The organism is Streptomyces sp. NPDC087428 (assembly GCF_044744085.1).
GTDB lineage: Bacteria > Actinomycetota > Actinomycetes > Streptomycetales > Streptomycetaceae > Streptomyces.
In genome coordinates this window covers 127,238-145,558 of record NZ_JBIUXR010000008.1, presented here as the reverse complement: position 1 = coordinate 145,558, position 18,321 = coordinate 127,238, and the positions used below count along the sequence as shown (strand labels likewise).

The window sequence follows — 18,321 nt, the reverse complement described above, 5'->3', positions numbered from 1 at the left end:
CCTGTCGGAGTCAGCCCCCGGAGCCGGCGAAGTGCTCCCGCACGAGTGACTGCACGACCACCACGTCCTGGGCCATCAGCGCGTCCAGGAGCGCGGTGTGCTCGGAGGCGTCCGCCAGCAGGTCGGCGCGGCGGGTGACGGGGTTGGTCTCCAGGGGCCACTGGGAGCGGCGGTGCAGTTCGTCGGCCACCGCCACGAGCTGCGCGTTGCCCGAGAGCGCGAGCACCGCTCCGTGGAAGGCACGGTCGGCCTCGGCGTAACTGGCCCGGTCGCCGACGGCTGCCGCCGCCACGGTGGCGTCGGCCAGCGGGCGCAGGGCGCACCAGCCCGCCGACGGCACGGTGCGGGCGAGCCGCAGCATGACGGGGACCTCGATCAGCGCCCGCACCTCGGCCAGCTCGGCCAGCTCGCGCGGGCCGCGCTCGGCGACCCGGAAGCCGCGGTTCGGCACGACCTCGACGGCCCCCTCGACGGCCAGCTGCTGCATCGCCTCGCGCACCGGGGTGGCGGAGACCCCGAAGCGGGCGCCGAGGGCGGGGGCGGAGTAGACCTGCCCGGGGGTCAGCTCGCCGTCGACGAGGGCGGCGCGCAGGGCCTCCAGGATCTGGCCGCGCACGGAGTGCCGCTGCACCACGGCCCGGGGCGGGAACGGCTCGCTGTGGGTGTGCTCGCCGCGGACCTGTTCGGGCACCCGGACGGACGAGTGGGCGGTCACGGACGCGACGGACGCGTGCGGCGGCCGCACCTCCTCGCACGCTCTGCCCTGCTCCACGGGTCCCTCCTCGGCCGGCGCGGGCACGGCTCGCGTGCGCCGTGCCCCGTGTGCACGATAGGCGGAGGAGGCCGCAGTTCACACATCGATCAGGTCGGGTAAGGTAAGGCTTACCTCTAAACGATCGCGATACGGTGGTCCCCGCATGACCTTCCCCGCCCTGCTCCCCGCAGCGACAGCCTCGGCCGTGACCGAGGCGTACGCGCGCCTGGCCGAGGTCTTCCCCGGCCTGCGCGCCGAGGTGCTCGCGGACGACGAGTCCGCCCCGGACGGCGTCGGCTGGGTCGGCGCGCACGAGCTCGCGGCCGGCGGGGGCGCCCTGGACACCTTCCTCGCCTGGGACAACGCGCAGGTGCTCCGGGACTACGGGCAGCAGGCCCGCCCCGATGTCGTCGCCAGCTTCGGCCTGCACCGCTATGCCTGGCCGGCCTGCCTGCTCGTGACGGTGCCGTGGTTCCTGCACCGGCGGGTGCCGCGGATCCCGGTCCAGGATGTCGCGTTCCAGCGGGCACTGGGCCATCTGACCCTCCGGGTACGGGAGTTCGCCTGCCTGCCCGACGATCCCGCGGCGGCGCTGCCGGGCGCCCGGGTGGTGGCCGACGAGGCCGCGCTGCGCGCCGAGGTCCTCTCGTCCGTGGCCGAGCACCTCGGACCGGTGCTCGACGGCTTCGGACCGCGGATGCGGCGCGGCAAGCGGGCCCTGTGGGGCATGGCGACGGACGAGATCGTCGAGGGCCTCTGGTACATCGCCCACCTCCTGGGCGAGGAGCGGCGCGCGATGACCGAGCTGGAGGCGCTCCTGCCGGGCACCACGAAGCCGTACGTCGGCACGGCGGGCTTCCGCGAACTGACCGGACCCAACGGCGAGTCGCTGCCCACCCGCGACCGGGCGAGCTGCTGCCTCTTCTACACGCTGCGGCCCGAGGACACCTGTGTCACCTGCCCGCGCACCTGCGATGCCGACCGGCTGCGGAAGCTGACGCCCGCCCCCTGATCCACACCACCCGCAGGGGTGAGGTGAATCGAACACAACTGGCGCGCCACTGAGGGGCGTTCGACCAGATCGCGGAAATCAGGTGTCTCTGCCAACCCATTGGCGTTCACTTGCCCCGAAACCGTCTGGACTTGAGGGAATGTCCGCCACGATTGCGCCCGACACGCCCTACGCGACGCAAGGGACCGCGCATGAGACTGACCGACATATCGCTCGACTGGCTGCTTCCGGGCGCCGTGCTGCTCGCGGGGGTCATGGCGGCGGTGGCGGTGGTCGCACGCGGCAAGCGCGCCGCTGACACGTCCGCGGCCGACGACACCTGGGAACGCAGCGAGGACCGGCGCAGGCGCAAGGAAGCGCTCTACGCCACGGCTTCGTACGTTCTGCTGTTCTGCTGCGCGGCGGTCGCCGCCGCGCTCTCCTTCCACGGGCTCGTCGGCTTCGGCCGGCAAAACCTCAGTCTCTCCGGAGGCTGGGAGTACCTGGTGCCGTTCGGCCTCGACGGGGCGGCGATGTTCTGCTCCGTGCTCGCCGTCCGGGAGGCCAGCCACGGCGACGCGGCTCTCGGCTCCCGGCTGCTGGTGTGGACCTTCGCCGGCGCCGCCGCCTGGTTCAACTGGGTGCACGCACCGCGCGGCCTGGACCACGCGGGCGCCCCGCACTTCTTCGCGGGGATGTCGCTCTCGGCGGCCGTGCTCTTCGACCGGGCGCTGAAGCAGACCCGCGTCGCCGCGCTGCGCGAGCAGGGCCTGGTGCCCCGCCCGCTGCCGCAGATCCGGATCGTTCGGTGGCTGCGCGCGCCCCGGGAGACCTTCGGCGCCTGGTCGCTGATGCTCCTCGAAGGCGTACGCACGCTGGACGAGGCGGTCGACGAGGTACGCGAGGACCGCAGGGAGAAGGAGCAGAACCGTCTCCGCAGGAAGGACCAGGAGAAGCTGGACCGGGCGCAGATCAAGGCCCTGAACCGGCAGAACCGGGCCTGGGGCCGGGCGGGCCGGGGCGGCACCCAGGTGGATGTCCAGGCCCTCACCGCCGCGACGGGCTCCGCGCAGTCCGTCGCGGAGCCCGCCATATCCGAGCCGGGTCAGCTGCCTCTGCGACCCCGGCCATCCCTGCAAGCCGTCAACGGCTCCAGCTCCAAGAACGCCTCGGACCTGAGCACGACTGACCCGAGAGCGGTCGACCTCACTGCCGAGGACGACACCCAGGCCCTGCCCCGGCTCGACTCGCTGGAGCAGAAGCTGAAGGACCTGGAGCAGCAGTTCGGCTGACCCGTACCGGTCGGCGAGCAGGTGTGCGACACAGTTGGCGATGAACGGCTCTGACAGTCCGTCGGACGGTCAGGGCCGTTCGCCGTCCAGCTCGAACCAGACCATCTTCCCCAGCGCCTGCGGACTGATCCCCCAGGCGTCCGCGAGGCTGTCCACCAGGACCAGCCCTCTGCCGTGCGTACCGTCGTCGGCGTTCGGTACGTGCGACACGGGCATCCCGGGGACGAAATCCCTCACCTCCACCCGCAGCTTCCGCGGCGCCACGCTGACGGCGACGACCGCGCCGTCGTCCGTGTGGACCAGCGCGTTGGTCACCAGCTCGCTGAGCAGCAGCTCAGCCACCTGCGCGGGCTCCTCCTTCCAGCGATACCTCAATAATTCCCTTACCGCACACCGCACTTCGGAAATCGCGGCCAGATCCTCGCTGCCCAGTCTGCGATGCAGCCGGCCCAGTTCCTGACGCTCCATCGTCTCCCCCGCCCGCACAGTGAATCGCCCCCTTCTCGTATCGAACGTGCCTCACGCAATGCATGCCCCGCCCACGGGCTGTCACGCTTGCCGACGTGTCACGGCGTGCGGAACCACGCCATCCGGTACGGATCGGGCAGTCCGGACGTGGAGTTTTCCGCTGTTCGGGTTAACTTCCGAAAAATTCACCGGAGTTGGCGTTGACGGGAACGCATCTACGCGCGTCATCATGGTGGGTATGCGAATCCCCCCACGGATCACCACGCTCGGCGGCGTCGCCGCCCTCCTGTCCGTCCTCTTCGTCGGCGGCCCGGTCGCGACCGCAGCGACAGCCGGTACCACCTCGGTAGGCAGCATCTGCTCCTCCGCCCTCCCCTCCCAGGCTCACGACACCCTCGATCTCATCGATGCGGGCGGCCCCTTCCCGTACGACCAGGACGGCGTCGTCTTCCAGAACCGCGAAGGCGTCCTGCCCGGACAGAGCACCGGCTACTACCACGAGTACACCGTGATCACCCCTGGCGCCCCGACCCGCGGCGCGCGCCGGATCGTCACCGGTGAGGAGACCCAGGAGGACTACTACACCTCCGATCACTACGCGACGTTCGACCTCGTCGACTTCACCTGCTGAAACCTCCCCGGGAGGATCCGCGCCGCAGTCCCCCACCTGCGGCGCGGATCACCGGTGAACCGGACTTGTACGCTCCCCCCATGACCGTGACCTATGTGATCAACGGCTCCGAGGTCACCGGCCTGGAGCGCTTCTGGCAGCTGATCGGCGAGGCGGTGAACGGGCCCGGCGGCTACTTCGGCACCGGTCTCGACGCCTTCGCGGACTGTCTGAGAGGCGGGATGGGCACGCCGGACGACGGCGACTTCGTCATCGAGTGGCGGGACCACGCGCTCTCGGCACGCGCTCTGGGACACGAGGAGACCGCACGCCATCTGCGCGGCCTGCTCGGCCGCGCCCATCCGAGCAATCTGCCGCGGCTGCGGCGGGAGCTGGCGCTGGCCGAAGAGGGCCGGGGACCGACGCTCTTCGACCTGCTGCTGGAGATCATCCGGGACGAGACGGCTCCGGGCGCCCTGCGACTGCGCTGAGGGGTCACGGGTGCGGTGGGCCGCACCCGTGACCCCGGGTTGGATCAGTACTGCGTGGAGACCTTCACTCCGCCGAAGTCCTGCACGGCGTAGAGGCTGATGTAGTGGGCGCCTTCCGCCGGGTGGTCGACGGTCAGCGTGTGGGCGTTCCCGCTGCCGGTCGCCCGGGAGGTGTAGGCACCCGTGGTGGCCCAGCCGTTGGCGTTGTAGTAGAGATCGGCGTCACCCGTGCCGCCGCTCGTGGTGATCTTCAGCCGGGCGGTGCCGGCGGGCACGTAGACGTAGAGGTAGGAGTAGTTGCCCTTGGTGGCCTGCTGCCCGCTGCGGGCGCAGTTCTGGCCGAGTTCACGGCTGTCGGCGGTGGCGCACTCGTTGCCGGGCTCGGTGGGCGGATTGGTGGTGGTGCCGCAGCTGCCGGCCGCGCAGGACGTCAGCCAGGTGTTCCAGTCGGCGTCGTAGCGGCTGCCGATGGTGGAGGTGAGCAGGGTGCGGGCGCCGTTCCAGTCACCGCTGCGGTAGAGGCCCAGCAGCTTGTCCACATCGGCGCGGTGCGACTGGAGCATGTAACGGACGGCCAGGTAGCCCCAGTTGTAGATGCGGGTCTGGTCGGCGTTGTCGTACGTGGTGTCGAACAGGCTGCGCAGGGTGTAGGTGTGCGCGGCGGCCTGGGTGACGGCGTCGTCGTAGACGACGTCGCGGTAGCTGTAGGAGACGTACTCCGCGAAGCCCTCGATCCACCAGATGGTCGGCGTCGTGATGCCGGCGTCGAAGTCGCCGGCCATGTCGAACCGGCCGTCGAGGTAGTGCGTGTACTCGTGGTTGAGGTTCCAGATCTGGAACTCGGGCCGGACCCACTCGGCCTCGTAGGCGATGAACCGCGGCTGGTTGCCGGCCGCGGCCGGGTCGCCCTCCAGGTACATGCCGCCGTTGTTGGTGTCGATGCCGTAGATGGCGCCGGCGTAGGTCTGGTAGTCGGTGCTCGAATCGAAGACCACCACCTCGATGGTGCTGTTGCGGTCATTGGCGACGGGGCCGTTGTCGCGCACCACGTCGTGGAAGTAGGCGTCCTGGTTGCGCAGACTGGTGCAGGCGGTCGCGAGATCGGTCGAGGACATCTGCTGGGCCAGGATGCGAATGCTGGTGCTGCACGTGTAGTTGACCGGGAGCACGGCGCTCTTGAGGCGTGCCGAGAGGTCGCAGGTGTTGTAGGCGGAGCAGTTGGCCGCGTCGTAGTAGTCGGTCATCTCCGCGAGTCCGACCCAGAGTGGCGCGGTGGGTCCGGTCAGGGAGCTCCGGCCGAGCAGGTCGGTGACGAGCGGGCGGACCTTGGGCAGCAGCGGCGCCTCCTGGAGGAAGCGGGCCAGCTCGCGTCCCGCGTTGGACGTCAGGTACGACTGGTCCGTGCCCAGCAGGCTCAGGTGGTCACGGGCGAAGCCGGCGAGCGAGTCGAGCAGGCTCGGGTCGGCCACGACGGCGCTGACGAACTCCGGTACCTGGTGGCCGCGGAAGGTCACGGTGTAGACGTTGTTGACCGCGTTGAGCATGTACCAGGAGCTGTTGTACGAGGAGTTGTAGTCGGCGAGCAGCCGCTTGACGACGTACAGGTAGCGGGCGTTCTGCTCCGCGCTGTCGATGAGGGTGACGGCCTCGGCCAGGGTCTCGCCGTTGGCGTCCGTGACGTCGCGGGAGTGCGAGGAGGCGAAGAAGCCGTCCAGGCCGCCCTGGATGGCGGTGCGCAGCGGGGCGCCGTAGCTGCCGACGGTGCCGGGGTCGTAGTACTGCACGTAGTAGCCGGCCCGGAGGAAGAGCACCAGCTGCGGCATGCCGGTGCTGCTGTTACCCGGGTAGGCGGCGGACGCGTCGCGCATCGCGTTGGCGACGCTGACCATCTGGGCCTCGCGGAAGGCGAGGTAGCCGTCGTTGCCCTTGACGCCGAACAGGGTGTTGACACAGTCGGTCGTCGATGACTTGACCTGCTGGACCAGGGCGCTCCCGGTGCGGCTGGTGAAGTCGGCGACCGAACAGGCGGCGGCCGCGCCGGTTCCGGCCGACTTGGCGGCGGAGCGGGCCTTCGCCTTCATCGAGGGGGCGGGGTGGCTCGGCGTGGAGGCGCCCTGGTCGTCGTAGTCGCGTCGCAGCGCGTCCTTGGAAGCGGTCTGCGGCGCCCGGTCCGCGGGCTTCAGCGCCTTGTCACCTATGTGAGCGGCGTCCTGGAGGGGTGCGGTGAGGGACTGCGCGGCGGGGCCGCCCGGGTCGGGTGCGGCCGGGTCGGCGGCCTTGTGCGCGGCGGCCGTCGCGCTTGCGGCGGCCGGGGTGGAGGGACGGACCTCGGCGGCCCGGCTCGGTGCCGCGAGCATGCCGACGCCCAGGCAGGCCGCCAGGGCCACGGTGGATAGCCCGGTGAATCTCTGACGAACCGTTCGGTTCTTCACGTGCCGCCTCCCAGCGGAGTGGTGGCCGCGCGACGGTGCGCGGCCGTGGGGGATGGTGCGCGGTCGAGGCCGGACGGGGATGAATGTCTGACATGAGCACGACCTCAATCGCGACCGACTGTACAATGGCACATGTCACATGTTCTTTGGAAGGCGTTGCGCGCACATTCATCGGCGCGCCAACTCCCGCCCGCAGCAACCTGCTTGCTGGCGGTGTCGACACAGCCCGAGGAGTTCCGCCCCGTGACCGAGCCCCGACTCCCCCTGCACACCAGCGGCCACGACCTGCCGGTGTCGCCGGCCCTGGACACCTTCATGCGCGCCGCCTGGGCCGACACCCCGCTCCCGGCGGGTGACCGCGTCCCGGCCCACGACCTGACACCGGCCCGCCGTGCTCGGGTGGCCGCCCGTTTTCCGGGCGAGCGGCTGGTCATCCCGGCGGGCGCCCTCGCCGTCCGGTCCAACGACACCGACCACCGCTTCAGACCGCACACCGGTTACGCCTGGCTCACCGGTCTCACCGGGGAGGACCAGGCCGGCCATGTGCTGGTCCTGGAGCCCGACGGGGACGCCCGCCACGAGGCGGTGCTCTACCTGAGACCCCGGTCGTCGCGCAGCGGCGGCGAGTTCTACCGGGACCGCAGGTACGGGGAGTTCTGGGTCGGCCGCAGACCCGGGCTCGCGGAGGCCGCCGGGCTCACCGGCATCCGCTGCGAGCACCTGGACGCGTGGGAGAAGCTGATGACCGGTGCCCAGCCCCCGACCCGGGTCGTCGCAGGCGTCGACCCGGCGGTAGACGCCTGGCTGGCTGACGCGCGCCGGTTCCCCGCGCCACGGCCCGCCCCGGCCGGCCTCGGTACCGTCCTGAGCGAGCTGAGGCTCGTCAAGGACCCTTGGGAGCAGCGCGAGTTGCAGCGCGCTGTCGATGCGACGACCGCCGGCTTCGAGGACGTCGTACGGTCATTGCCGCAGGCCCTGGTCCATCCGCGCGGCGAACGCGTGGTCGAGGGCGTGTTCGGGCTCAGGGCCCGGCTCGACGGCAACGGTCCCGGCTACGCGACCATCGCCGCTGCCGGGGCGCACGCCTGCGTGCTGCACTGGACCCGCAACGACGGCCCCTTGGAGCGCGGGCAGTTGATGCTGCTGGACGCGGGCGTGGAGACCGATTCGCTCTACACGGCCGACCTCACCCGCACCCTCCCGCTGTCCGGCACCTTCACCCCCCTCCAGCGCACCGCGTACGACTTGGTGCTGGCCGCCCAGGACGCGGGCATCGCGGCCCTGCGTCCCGGCGCCCGGTTCCGCGACTTCCACCGGGCCGCGATGCGGGTCATCGCCGACGGCCTGCACGACTGGGGCGTGCTGCCGATGCCGGCCGACGAGGCGCTGGCCCCCGAGAACGGATTCCACCGCCGCTACACCCTGTGCAGCAGCGGCCACATGCTCGGCATGGACGTGCACGACTGCGCGCAGGCACGCGCCGGGGCTTACCTGGACGGGGTCCTGGAGCCGGGGCAGGTCCTCACCGTGGAGCCGGGCCTGTACCTCCAGCCGGACGACGAGACGCTCCCCCGGGAGCTCCGGGGCATCGGCATCCGGATCGAGGACGATCTCGTGATCACCGCGGACGGCGCCCGGCTGATGTCGTCCGCGCTGCCGAGGACGCCGGACGGCATCGAGGCCTGGATGGCGGGGCTGCTGGAGAGCTGAGCACGCCACCGCTGCGGGGCTGCCCGGCCGGGGAGGCAGGGGCAGGGGGGCAAGGGGGGGCAGGGGAGAACCCACGAGAAGCCGGACCGGGGCTGAACGGCCCGCATCGCCCCGTTCGGCTCCGCGGTGACGGCCGGTGCGGCGGTCTCAGGCCTTGGCGGCCGGTACGCCCTCGGGCTCCCCGTCCGCCCGCTCCTGGTCCGCGCGCCTGCCGTCCGCCCACAGGGACCGGACGTGGGACATATGGGCGAGCATGCAGGCCTCGGCGCCCGGGGCGTCACCGGCGACCACCAGATCCAGCAGCTGTACGTGTTCCTCGGCCGAGGCCGTCAACTGCCCTGATTCGGCGAGCCGGTTCAGCCCGTAGAGGCGGGAGCGCTTGCGCAGTTCGCCGACCTCCTCGACGAGCCGGCGGTTCCCCGCCAGCCCGAGCAGGGCGAGGTGGAAGCGGCGGTCCGCCTCCAGGTAGCCCAGGATGTCGTGCCGGCGTGCGGCCTCGACGATCTCCCGCGCGACGGGGCGCAGTTCCTCCAGCTCCCGCGTCAGGCCCATGCGCGCGATCCGGCCGACGGTGGGGACCTCGATCATGGCGCGGAGTTCGGTGAAGTCGTCGAGGTCCTGGTCGGTCAGCTCGGTGATCCGGAAGCCCTTGTTGCGGACGGCCTCGACGAGTCCCTCCCGGGCCAGATCGAGCATCGCCTCGCGGACGGGCGTCGCGGAGACGCCGAACTCCGAGGCGAGCGCGGGCGCGGAGTAGATCGTCCCCGGCCTCAGCTCCCCGGAGATCAGCGCCGCCCGCAGCGCGTGCGCCACCTGGTCGCGCAGATGTTCCTGCGCCGAGATCACGTTGAGCGACGTGAGGCGGGCCATGTCTGTCCTCCAGCACCGTGCGGAGCACCAGAATACAATGTCACGTTGTCTTGCCACCCGGCCCCGTGGTGCGGGGAGTACGGGGCCGGGGCAACGGGCGTCCGCGGGGTCACGGATTCACAGCAGGAACCCTTCGGGGAAGGGGTCGGCCGGATCGAGGAAGTACTGCGCGGTTCCGGTGATCCAGGCCCGGCCCGTGACGGTGGGGACCACGGCGGGGAGCGTTCCGACGGTGGTCTCCGCGACCAGCCGGCCGGTGAACGACGTACCGATGAAGGACTCGTTGACGAAGTCGGTGTCCAGGGGGAGTTCGCCCCGCGCGTGGAGCTGGGCCATCCGTGCGGAGGTTCCGGTGCCGCACGGTGAGCGGTCGAACCATCCGGGGTGGATGGCCATGGCGTGCCGGGAGTGGGCGGCGTCGGAGCCCGGCGCGATCAACTGGACGTGCTTGAGCCCGTGGATGTCGGGGTCGAGCGGGTGGACGGGTCGGTCGGTGTCGTTGACCGCGTCCATCAGGGCGAGCCCTGCCTCCAGCAGTTCGTCCTTGCGTGAGCGGTCGAAGGGCAGCCCGATGTCGGCCAGTTGCACCATCGCGTAGAAGTTGCCGCCGTAGGCGAGGTCGTAGGAGACGGTGCCGAGGCCGGGCACCTTCGCCGTGAGCCCCAGTCCGGCGGAGAAGGCGGGGACGTTGGTGAGCGTGACGGAGGTGGCGGCTCCGTCCTCGACGTGCACGTCGACGGAGACCAGTCCGGCGGGGGTGTCCAGCCGGACGGTGGTGACCGGTTCCGTGACCTCCACCATGCCGGTCTCCACCAGCACGGTGGCCACCCCGATGGTGCCGTGTCCGCACATCGGCAGACAGCCGGAGACCTCCATGAACAGGACCCCGAAGTCGGCGTCGGGGCGGGTCGGCGGCTGGAGCACGGCACCGCTCATGGCGGCGTGGCCGCGCGGCTCGTACATCAGCAGGGTGCGCACCGCGTCGCGGTGCGCCATGAAGTGATTGCGTCGTTCGGCCATGGTGGCGCCGGGGATGGTGCCGATCCCGCCGGTGATGACGCGGGTGGGCATGCCCTCGGTGTGCGAGTCGACGGCGTGGAATATGTGACGCGTGCGCAAGTCTCCCCCTCGGTCGTCCTGCCGGTCCGTTCGCGGTGTGCGGTGTGCCGTCCGCGGTGTGCGGTGTGCGGTGTGCGGTGTGCGTTCTTCGCTCGTTCCGGGTTCCGGGGCGCGGTCAGTCCAGCCCCTCGGCGAGCGCCTTCTCGGTGGCGGCGCGTACGGCGGCCACGGACTCGGCGTCCAGCGGCAGCCTCGGCGGCCGGGTGGGACCGCCGTGCCGCCCGACGATGTCCATCGACGCCTTGATCGCCTGGACGAACTCCGGCTTCGAGTCCCACCGCAGCAGCGGATGGAGCCGCCGGTAGAGCGGCAGGGCCGTCTCCAGGTCACCGGAGACGGCGGCGCGGTACAGCGCGACGCAGCCGGCGGGCAGCATGTTGGGGCACCCCGCGATCCAGCCGACGGCACCGGCCAGGGCGAGTTCCAGCAGGACGTCGTCGGCGCCGACCAGCAGATCGAGACCGGGAGCCTCCTCGGCGATCTCGTAGGCCCTGCGGACATCCCCGCTGAACTCCTTGACGGCCACGATGGACCCGTCCGCGTGGAGCTGTGCGAGCAGCCTCGGGGTCAGATCGACCTTGGTGTCGTACGGGTTGTTGTACGCGACGACCGGCACGCCCGCCGCCGCGACCTCGGCGTAGTGAGCGCGGACCGCGGCGTCCTCGCACGGGTAGCCGTTGGGCGGCAGCAGCAGGACGGAACCGGCACCCGCCTCCGCGGCCTGGTCGGCCCTGCGGCGCGACTGGGCGCTGTCGTAGGCGGAGACCCCGGGCATGACCCTGGCACCGTCCCCGGCCGCCTCGACCGCGACGCGCACCACCTGGTCGCGCTCCTGGTCCGTGAGGGTCTGGTACTCCCCCAGCGAACCGTTGGGCACCACCCCGTCGCAGCCGGCGTCCACGAGGTCGCGGACGTGGGCCGCGTACGCGTCGAAGTCGATCGACCGGTCCTCGCGCAGGGTGAGCGGGGTGGCGACCATGACGCCTCGCCAGGGACTGTTGCGTGCAGCGGAGTTCGTCGACATCTGGGCTCCTTCAAAGGGTGGCATGACATGAACCGGCGAGGGGGAAGAGAGGTCCTGGCCCGGGGCGGGGCCCGGGAGACGGGCCCGCCGCGGGGCTTCACCTGTCCTCGGGGCGGGCCGCGCGGGCGAGCACGGAGAGCGGGACGGGGCAGGCGAGCGGTCGGCGGTCGGGCGCTCCGGCCTCCGTGGCGCAGCCGGCCATTCCCCGGACCGCGAATCCGCACATCCGGCCCTGGCACCAGCCCATCCCGGCCCGGGTGAGGAGTTTGACCGTACGGCTGTCCCCGGCACCGAGGTCGTCGACCGCCGTGCGGATCGCGCCGGCGGTGACCTCCTCGCAGCGGCAGACCTCCGTGTCGGCGGCGAGCCACTCGGTCCAGCCGGGGCCGGGGCGGTGCACGGCGCCCATCAGATCGGCGAAGGCGCGCATCCGCCGCCGGGCCCGGCGCAGCGCCGCCATCCGGTACGCGTCCCGGCCCCGTGTCCCCTCCCGTGCGTCCCCGATCAGGGAGAGTGCGGCCAACTCACCTTCGGCCAGCGCGAGGTGGACCCCTCCGATGCCGCCGGTCTCCCCCGCGGCCCAGACGCCGGGCACGGTGGTGCGGAGGTCGTCGTCGAGCGCCAGGGCGGCCGCCCCGTCCGCACCGCACCGGGTCGCGCACCCCAGCCCGACGGCGAGGTCCAGTTGCGGTACGAGGCCGTGGCCCACGGCCAGGGTGTCGCAGTCGATGCGCCGCCCGGTCCCGGGCAGCGGACGCCAGTCGCGGTCCAGGCGGCTGACGGTGACCCCTTCCACCCGGTCGGTGCCGTGCACGGCGGTGACCGCACGGTGCGTCAGCACCCGTACCCGGTCGCGGGCCAGTGCCGCGCCGTGCCGTACCGCCTCCCGGAGCCGGCCGGGGTCGGCGGCCAGCACGCGGGGTGCGCGTCCGTACTCCACGTATCCGGCGGCCTCCACCAGTGCGGGCACTCGGGCGCCCGCCCGCGTCAGGGACACCGCGACGGCCTGCAGCAGCGGCCCGCTGCCCGCGACGACGATGCGCCGCCCCGGCAGCACCAGCCCAGACTTGAGCATGGCCTGCGCCCCGGCCGCGCCCACCACACCCGGCAGGGTCCAGCCGGGGAAGGGGAGTTGGCGCTCGTGGGAGCCGGTCGCGATGAGCAGCCGGCGGGCGCGCAGCGTGGCCGAGCCCTCGCTGTCGGGGCCGGTGACCGCGTGCAGGGTCCAGTCCGCCCCGGTTCTCTCGACGGCCCACACCTGATGCCCGGCGAGGTGGCGGATCCGCCCCGCCTCGCGGTGCCGGTCGAAGCGGGACCTCAGTGCGGCGAACCGTGCCCAGCCGTGGTGCAGTGCCTCGGGCCGGGTGGCTCCGAGCCCGGGGGCCGGGGCGCGGTAGTACTGGCCGCCGGGTGCGTCCGCCGCGTCGAGCAGGACCACGTCGAGTCCGCCGTCGGCCGCGGTGACCGCCGCTGCCAGTCCGGCCGGTCCGGCGCCCACCACCGCGAGTTCGGTGTGGGGCGGGGCGGCCGCGGAGCCGGGGGTTTCAGCGGAGGAGACCGGCATGTCCGTCTCCTTCCTGGGTCGTGACCGCGTCGCCGGGGCGGGCGGGCAGCAGGCAGGCCCGCCGGCCGGGGATGCCGTTGACGGTGACCAGGCAGTCGAAGCAGGAGCCGATCCCGCAGAAGGCACCCCGTGGCCGTCCGTTCACCCTGGTGGTGCGCCAGGTGAGGACGGAGGCCGCCCAGAGGGCTGCCGCGACGCTCTGGCCCGGCTGGGCACGGACCGGGCGGCCGTCGAAGGTGATCTCGAACCCCGGCCCGGACTCGGCACCGGCCACGCCGGCCGGGGTGCGGGCTGCGGTGCGCTTGCGGATACGTATCACCAGGGCTCCTGTCTCGGTGACCGGGCGGTCGGTCCGGCAGCGGGAGTTGACGGGACCCGCGTGGCCGTGACCGGGCCGGCAGCGGGCTTGTCGGGGGGTGTACGGGGTCACGGGTCGGCGGTTCACTGCCTGGGTCCGGGCGTCACGTCGAACCGGTCGGGCCGGAACGGCTCGGGGTCCAGGGCGGGTTCCTCTCCCCGGATCGCCGCGATGACGAGCGCCGCCGTCGCCGGGGCCAGGCCGATGCCCGCGCCCTCGTGGCCGCAGGCGTGGAAGAGGCCCGGGACCCGGCGGTCGGGTCCGATCGCCGGGAGGTGGTCGGGCAGGTACGGGCGGAACCCGTGGTAGGCGCGGAGCACGCGGGCCGTCCCCAGTACGGGGAAGAGCGCGGCCGCCGCCGCGGCCAGCCGGCTGATGACCGGAACGGACAACGTGCGGTCGAAGCCGACGCGTTCGCGGCTGGCGCCGATCAGGACCGGCCCCGACGGCGTGCCCTCCACGACGGGTGACGTCTGGAGTGCGGCCGACCCGCTGGACACGTCGGCCACGTACTCCGCCGCGTACACCTTGTGCCTGATCAGGCGGGGCAGTGGCTCGGTGACCAGGACGAAGCCGCGCCGGGGCAGTACGGGCAGTTCCACCCCCGCCAGTGCGGCCAGCTCGCCGCCCCGGACGCCCGTGGCGTTGACCACCGCGGGAGCGAGCAGGTCGCCGCGGCCGGTCCGTACACCGCGTACCGCACCGGTCGGCCCGGTCAGCACGGCTGTGACCGCTTCTCCCAGGTGCACGTCGGCCCCGGCGTCGCGTGCCGCCCGTATCAAGTGAGCTGCCGTCAGAGCGGGTTGCACCTGTGCGTCCTGCGGGTAGAGGACTCCGCCCGCGAGGCCGGGCGCGAGGTGCGGTTCCAGTTCCGGCAGCTCGTGCGGGGCGATCACGGAGGTCCGCACTCCCGCCTCGGCCTGTCCGGACGCCGTCGCGGTCAGGGTGGCCAGCGACGACGCGTCGGCCGCGACCACGAGACCCCCCTTGTGCTCGAACTCGATGGCCGGTGGCAGCACTTGGGAGAGTTCGTGCCAGAGGGACGCGGAGAGCAGCGCGAGGTCCAGCTCCGGGCCCGGCGGCTTGTCGGAAACCAGGAGATTCCCCTCGCCGGCCCCGGTGGTGCCACCGGCGACCGGTCCGCGGTCCACCACCGCGACCGCGAGTCCGGACCGGGCCGCGTAGTAGGCGCAGGCGGCGCCGACCACTCCGGCCCCGACAACGACGACGTCCAAAGGCTGTCTCGTGAACACGTCAGTAATATGTCACATTGCTCAGGGGGTGCCAAGAGGGCGTCATCGCACTCCGCATGACACCCAGTCAGCTCATGCGCGCCCACTTCACGACCATCGGTACCGGTGGCCGTCCGCCGGTGAGGGGTGGATGTCCGCCACCGGGGAATGCAAGCCTCGACCACGCGCGGGTGCCGACAACGAGGAGCAGCATGCACGACGACAGCACACTGGTGGAGGGTCGGCTGGAGCGGGCTCTGCGCCAGTTCATCCGCCCCGCCGAGTACGCGGCGCGGACCCCGCTCACGCTGGCGGTGTGGCATACGCCGGGCGAGCCGGTTCCGGTGGCGGAGGCTCTCACGGCGCGCTACGAACCGTTCACGGCCGGGACGGTGTGGGGCAGCCCGTGGACCACCAGCTGGTTCCGGCTGGATGGTGCGGTGCCGCAGGAGTGGGCCGGCCGCCGGGTCGAGGTGGTGGTCGATCCGGGATTCTCCGGCCAGGCCCCCGGCTTCCAGGCCGAGGGAATGCTCTACGACACCGAGGGCGTCCCGCTGAAGGGTGTCCACCCGCGCAACCGGCATCTGACCGTCGGCGCACCCGCCGACGGTGGTGAGCGGGTCTCCCTGCTGCTGGAGGCGGCGGCCAACCCGGCGGTGCTGGAACACGGCTTCGAGCCGACGCCGCTCGGGGACGTACTCACGGCGGGCGACGATCCGCTCTACCGGTTCGCGTCGGCGGACCTCGCCGTGCTGGACGAGGACGTCTGGCACCTCGTACTGGACATCGAGGTGCTGTCCGAGCTGATGCGGGAGCTGTCCACCGAGCGGTCGCGGCGGCACGAGATCCTGCGGGCGCTGGAGCGGATGCTCGACGCGCTCGATCTGCACGACGTGTCCGCCACCGCGGCGGCAGGACGGGCCGAGCTCGCCGAGGTCCTGTCCAGGCCCGCGTCGGCGAGCGCGCACCGGATCTCGGCCACCGGGCACGCGCACATCGACTCGGCATGGCTGTGGCCGCTGCGCGAGACGGTACGGAAGGCCTCCCGTACCTTCGCCAACGTCACCGCGCTCGCCAAGGACTACCCGGAGCTGGTCTTCTCCTGCTCGCAGGCCCAGCAGTACGCCTGGGTCAAGGAGCACCAGCCGCACATCTGGGAGCGGATCGTCCGGGCGGTGGCGGACGGGCAGTGGGAGCCCGTCGGTTCGATGTGGGTGGAGTCCGACGCCAATCTGCCCGGCGGCGAGGCGCTGGCCCGGCAGATCGTGCACGGGAAGCGGTTCTTCGAGCAGGAGCTGGGGGTGGAGACCGAGGAGATCTGGCTGCCGGACTCCTTCGGCTGCACCGGCGCGTTCCCGCAACTGGCCCGACTCGCCGGAATCCGTTGGTTCCTGACGCAGAAGCTGTCGTGGAACCAGACCAACAAGATGCCGCACCACACCTTCTGGTGGGAGGGCATCGACGGCACCAGGGTCTTCACGCACTTCCCGCCCGTCGACACCTACAACGCCCACTTCCACGGCCTCGAACTCGCCCACGCCGAGAAGAACTTCACGGACAAGGGACGGGCCACCCGCTCCCTCATGCCGTTCGGCTGGGGTGACGGCGGCGGCGGCCCCACCCGGGAGATGATGGAGAAGGCCCGCAGGCTCAGCGATCTGGAGGGCTCTCCCCGGGTCGAGATCGAGAAGCCCTCGGCGTTCTTCGCCGCGGCCGAGGAGGAGTACGGGGCGCAGGCGCCGGTCTGGTCGGGTGAGCTGTACCTGGAGCTGCACCGGGCGACGTACACCACTCAGGCGAAGACCAAGCAGGGCAACCGCCGCAGCGAACACCTGTTGCGCGAGGCTGAGTTGTGGGCGACCGCGGCGGCCCTGCGGGCACCCGCGTACGCCTACCCGTACGAGGCACTGGACCGGATCTGGAAGACGGTCCTGCTCCATCAGTTCCACGACATCCTGCCGGGCTCTTCGATCGCCTGGGTCCACCGCGAGGCCCGTGCCACCTATGAGCAGGTGCGCGTGGAGCTGGCGGACCTGGTGGCGGAGGCGGTGACGGCGCTCGGTACGGCGCAGGGGCTGGTGGCGCTCAACTCCTCCCCGTACCCGCGCGGTCAGGTCGTCGAGCTGGACGCAGAGGCGAGTGCGGTGCTGCCGTCCGGGGCTCATGTGCAGTCGCTGGGCGACGGGCGCACCGCGGTGCTCGCGGAGGTGCCGGGCCTCGGCTCGGCGCTGCTGGACGGCGCGGCGGTCCCGGAGCAGGCGGTCTCGGCCGGTGTCCACGCGGATGACGGGACCGTCCTGGACAACGGGCTGCTGCGCGTCACCGTCGACCGGGACGGGCTGATCACCTCCGTCCTCGACCTGACGGCGGGCCGCGAGGTCCTGGCCCCCGGCCACCGGGCCAACCTCCTCCAGTTGCACCCGGACCACCCGAACAACTGGGACGCCTGGGACATCGACGCCCACTACCGCCGCTCACGCACCGATCTCACCGACGCCGAGCTGGTCGAGCTGGTGGAGGAGGGGCCGCTGCGGGCGGCCGTGCGGGTGGTGCGCGCGTTCGGCGCCTCCCGGATCGTGCAGGAGATCCGGCTCGCGGCGGGGAGCCGGCAGGTCGACATCGAGACCGAGGTGGACTGGCAGGAGTCGGAGAAGGTCCTCAAGGCCGCGTTCCCGCTCGATGTGCACGCCGAACGGTCCGCGGCCGAGATCCAGTTCGGTCATGTCCACCGGCCCACGCACGCCAACACCGGCTGGGACGCGGCCCGTTTCGAGATCTGCGCCCATCGCTGGCTGCGGGTCGCCGAGCCGGGGTACGGCATCGCGCTGCTCAACGACTCCACGTACGGGCACGAGGTGACCCGCACCCCGCACGCGGCGGGCCTCGGCACGACCGTGCGGCTGACGCTGCTGCGCGCCCCGCACAGCCCCGACCCGGAGACCGACCTCGGCACGCACCGGTTCCGGTACGCGCTGGCGCCCGGTGTGGAGATCACCGACGCGGTACGGGAGGGGCTGGCGCTCAATCTGCCGCTGCGCGCCGCGGTCGCCCCGGCGGTGCCGTCGGTGCTCTGGACCGGCCATCCGGCGGTGACCGTGGAGTCGGTGAAGCTCGCCGAGGACCGCAGCGGCGATGTCGTCGTCCGGCTCTACGAGTCGGCCGGGGGCCGGGCGGACGCGACGCTGCGGGTCTCGTTCCCCGTCCTCGCGGCGCAGATCACCGACCTGCTGGAACGGCCGCTGCACGCGGCGACGACCGACGCGCACGGCCTCTCGCTGGCGCTGCGGCCGTTCCAGATCCTGACGGTGCGGCTGACCCCGGCCTGAGCGGCGGCCCCGGACCGTACGGGGCGACGCGACGCGAGGCATGCGCATGGAAGCGTCAGGAGTACGACAACTGCCGGAAC

General features: G+C 72.2%; 15 protein-coding genes. 6 read left to right on the top strand and 9 right to left on the bottom strand.

Going from position 1 to position 18,321, the window contains the following annotated elements; genetic code table 11:
• Nucleotides 1-10: 10 nt before the first annotated feature.
• On the bottom strand, nt 11-772 hold the full coding sequence (locus ACIO3R_RS18555) for a GntR family transcriptional regulator (RefSeq protein ID WP_385035263.1): 762 nt from the start codon (nt 770-772) through the stop codon (nt 11-13).
• Between the two features lie 145 nt (nt 773-917).
• On the opposite strand from ACIO3R_RS18555, the gene ACIO3R_RS18550 reads away from it, so the two are divergent.
• Complete coding sequence (locus ACIO3R_RS18550) at nt 918-1,766, top strand: (2Fe-2S)-binding protein (protein ID WP_402106808.1); 849 nt, start codon at nt 918-920, stop codon at nt 1,764-1,766.
• A 191-nt stretch (nt 1,767-1,957) separates the two neighbouring features.
• Nucleotides 1,958-3,037 (top strand): DUF2637 domain-containing protein, encoded by a 1,080-nt coding sequence (locus tag ACIO3R_RS18545; protein WP_385346961.1) that lies wholly within the window; start codon nt 1,958-1,960, stop codon nt 3,035-3,037.
• 69 nt (nt 3,038-3,106) lie between these two features.
• Here the strand turns inward: ACIO3R_RS18545 and ACIO3R_RS18540 are convergent, their stop codons facing one another.
• Nucleotides 3,107-3,469: an ATP-binding protein gene (locus ACIO3R_RS18540; RefSeq protein ID WP_385035290.1), complete on the bottom strand. Its 363-nt coding sequence runs from the start codon at nt 3,467-3,469 to the stop codon at nt 3,107-3,109.
• A gap of 274 nt (nt 3,470-3,743) precedes the next feature.
• Between ACIO3R_RS18540 and ACIO3R_RS18535 the strand changes: the two genes are divergently transcribed.
• Both ACIO3R_RS18535 and ACIO3R_RS18530 read left to right on the top strand, forming a co-directional pair.
• Nucleotides 3,744-4,136, top strand: coding sequence for a ribonuclease domain-containing protein (locus ACIO3R_RS18535; protein WP_385035269.1), 393 nt, complete (start codon nt 3,744-3,746; stop codon nt 4,134-4,136).
• A gap of 80 nt (nt 4,137-4,216) precedes the next feature.
• Nucleotides 4,217-4,606: a barstar family protein gene (locus tag ACIO3R_RS18530; protein WP_402106804.1), complete on the top strand. Its 390-nt coding sequence runs from the start codon at nt 4,217-4,219 to the stop codon at nt 4,604-4,606.
• 44 nt (nt 4,607-4,650) lie between these two features.
• Here the strand turns inward: ACIO3R_RS18530 and ACIO3R_RS18525 are convergent, their stop codons facing one another.
• Nucleotides 4,651-7,038: a M9 family metallopeptidase gene (locus ACIO3R_RS18525; protein ID WP_402106802.1), complete on the bottom strand. Its 2,388-nt coding sequence runs from the start codon at nt 7,036-7,038 to the stop codon at nt 4,651-4,653.
• Nucleotides 7,039-7,281: 243 nt separating this feature from the next.
• On the opposite strand from ACIO3R_RS18525, the gene ACIO3R_RS18520 reads away from it, so the two are divergent.
• On the top strand, nt 7,282-8,748 hold the full coding sequence (locus tag ACIO3R_RS18520; RefSeq protein ID WP_402106799.1) for an aminopeptidase P family protein: 1,467 nt from the start codon (nt 7,282-7,284) through the stop codon (nt 8,746-8,748).
• Nucleotides 8,749-8,895: 147 nt separating this feature from the next.
• Here the strand turns inward: ACIO3R_RS18520 and ACIO3R_RS18515 are convergent, their stop codons facing one another.
• From ACIO3R_RS18515 to ACIO3R_RS18490, 6 genes are all read right to left on the bottom strand, one after another.
• Nucleotides 8,896-9,618 carry a GntR family transcriptional regulator gene (locus tag ACIO3R_RS18515; RefSeq protein WP_385035277.1) on the bottom strand — a complete coding sequence of 241 codons (723 nt, stop codon included), beginning with the start codon at nt 9,616-9,618 and terminating at the stop codon, nt 8,896-8,898.
• Between the two features lie 117 nt (nt 9,619-9,735).
• Nucleotides 9,736-10,737: a proline racemase family protein gene (locus ACIO3R_RS18510; RefSeq protein ID WP_385035279.1), complete on the bottom strand. Its 1,002-nt coding sequence runs from the start codon at nt 10,735-10,737 to the stop codon at nt 9,736-9,738.
• 115 nt (nt 10,738-10,852) lie between these two features.
• The gene (locus tag ACIO3R_RS18505; protein ID WP_385035281.1) at nt 10,853-11,761 is read right to left on the bottom strand and encodes a dihydrodipicolinate synthase family protein; all 909 of its coding nucleotides are present in this window, start codon (nt 11,759-11,761) and stop codon (nt 10,853-10,855) included.
• 97 nt (nt 11,762-11,858) lie between these two features.
• Nucleotides 11,859-13,325 carry an FAD-dependent oxidoreductase gene (locus tag ACIO3R_RS18500; RefSeq protein ID WP_402106795.1) on the bottom strand — a complete coding sequence of 489 codons (1,467 nt, stop codon included), beginning with the start codon at nt 13,323-13,325 and terminating at the stop codon, nt 11,859-11,861.
• Nucleotides 13,306-13,644: a (2Fe-2S)-binding protein gene (locus ACIO3R_RS18495; RefSeq protein ID WP_402106793.1), complete on the bottom strand. Its 339-nt coding sequence runs from the start codon at nt 13,642-13,644 to the stop codon at nt 13,306-13,308. Before ACIO3R_RS18495 ends, ACIO3R_RS18500 begins: the two co-directional genes overlap by 20 nt.
• Before the next feature lie 122 nt (nt 13,645-13,766).
• On the bottom strand, nt 13,767-14,936 hold the full coding sequence (locus ACIO3R_RS18490) for an NAD(P)/FAD-dependent oxidoreductase (RefSeq protein ID WP_402106790.1): 1,170 nt from the start codon (nt 14,934-14,936) through the stop codon (nt 13,767-13,769).
• A 191-nt stretch (nt 14,937-15,127) separates the two neighbouring features.
• On the opposite strand from ACIO3R_RS18490, the gene ACIO3R_RS18485 reads away from it, so the two are divergent.
• The gene (locus ACIO3R_RS18485; protein ID WP_402106787.1) at nt 15,128-18,241 is read left to right on the top strand and encodes an alpha-mannosidase; all 3,114 of its coding nucleotides are present in this window, start codon (nt 15,128-15,130) and stop codon (nt 18,239-18,241) included.
• Nucleotides 18,242-18,321: the final 80 nt, after the last annotated feature.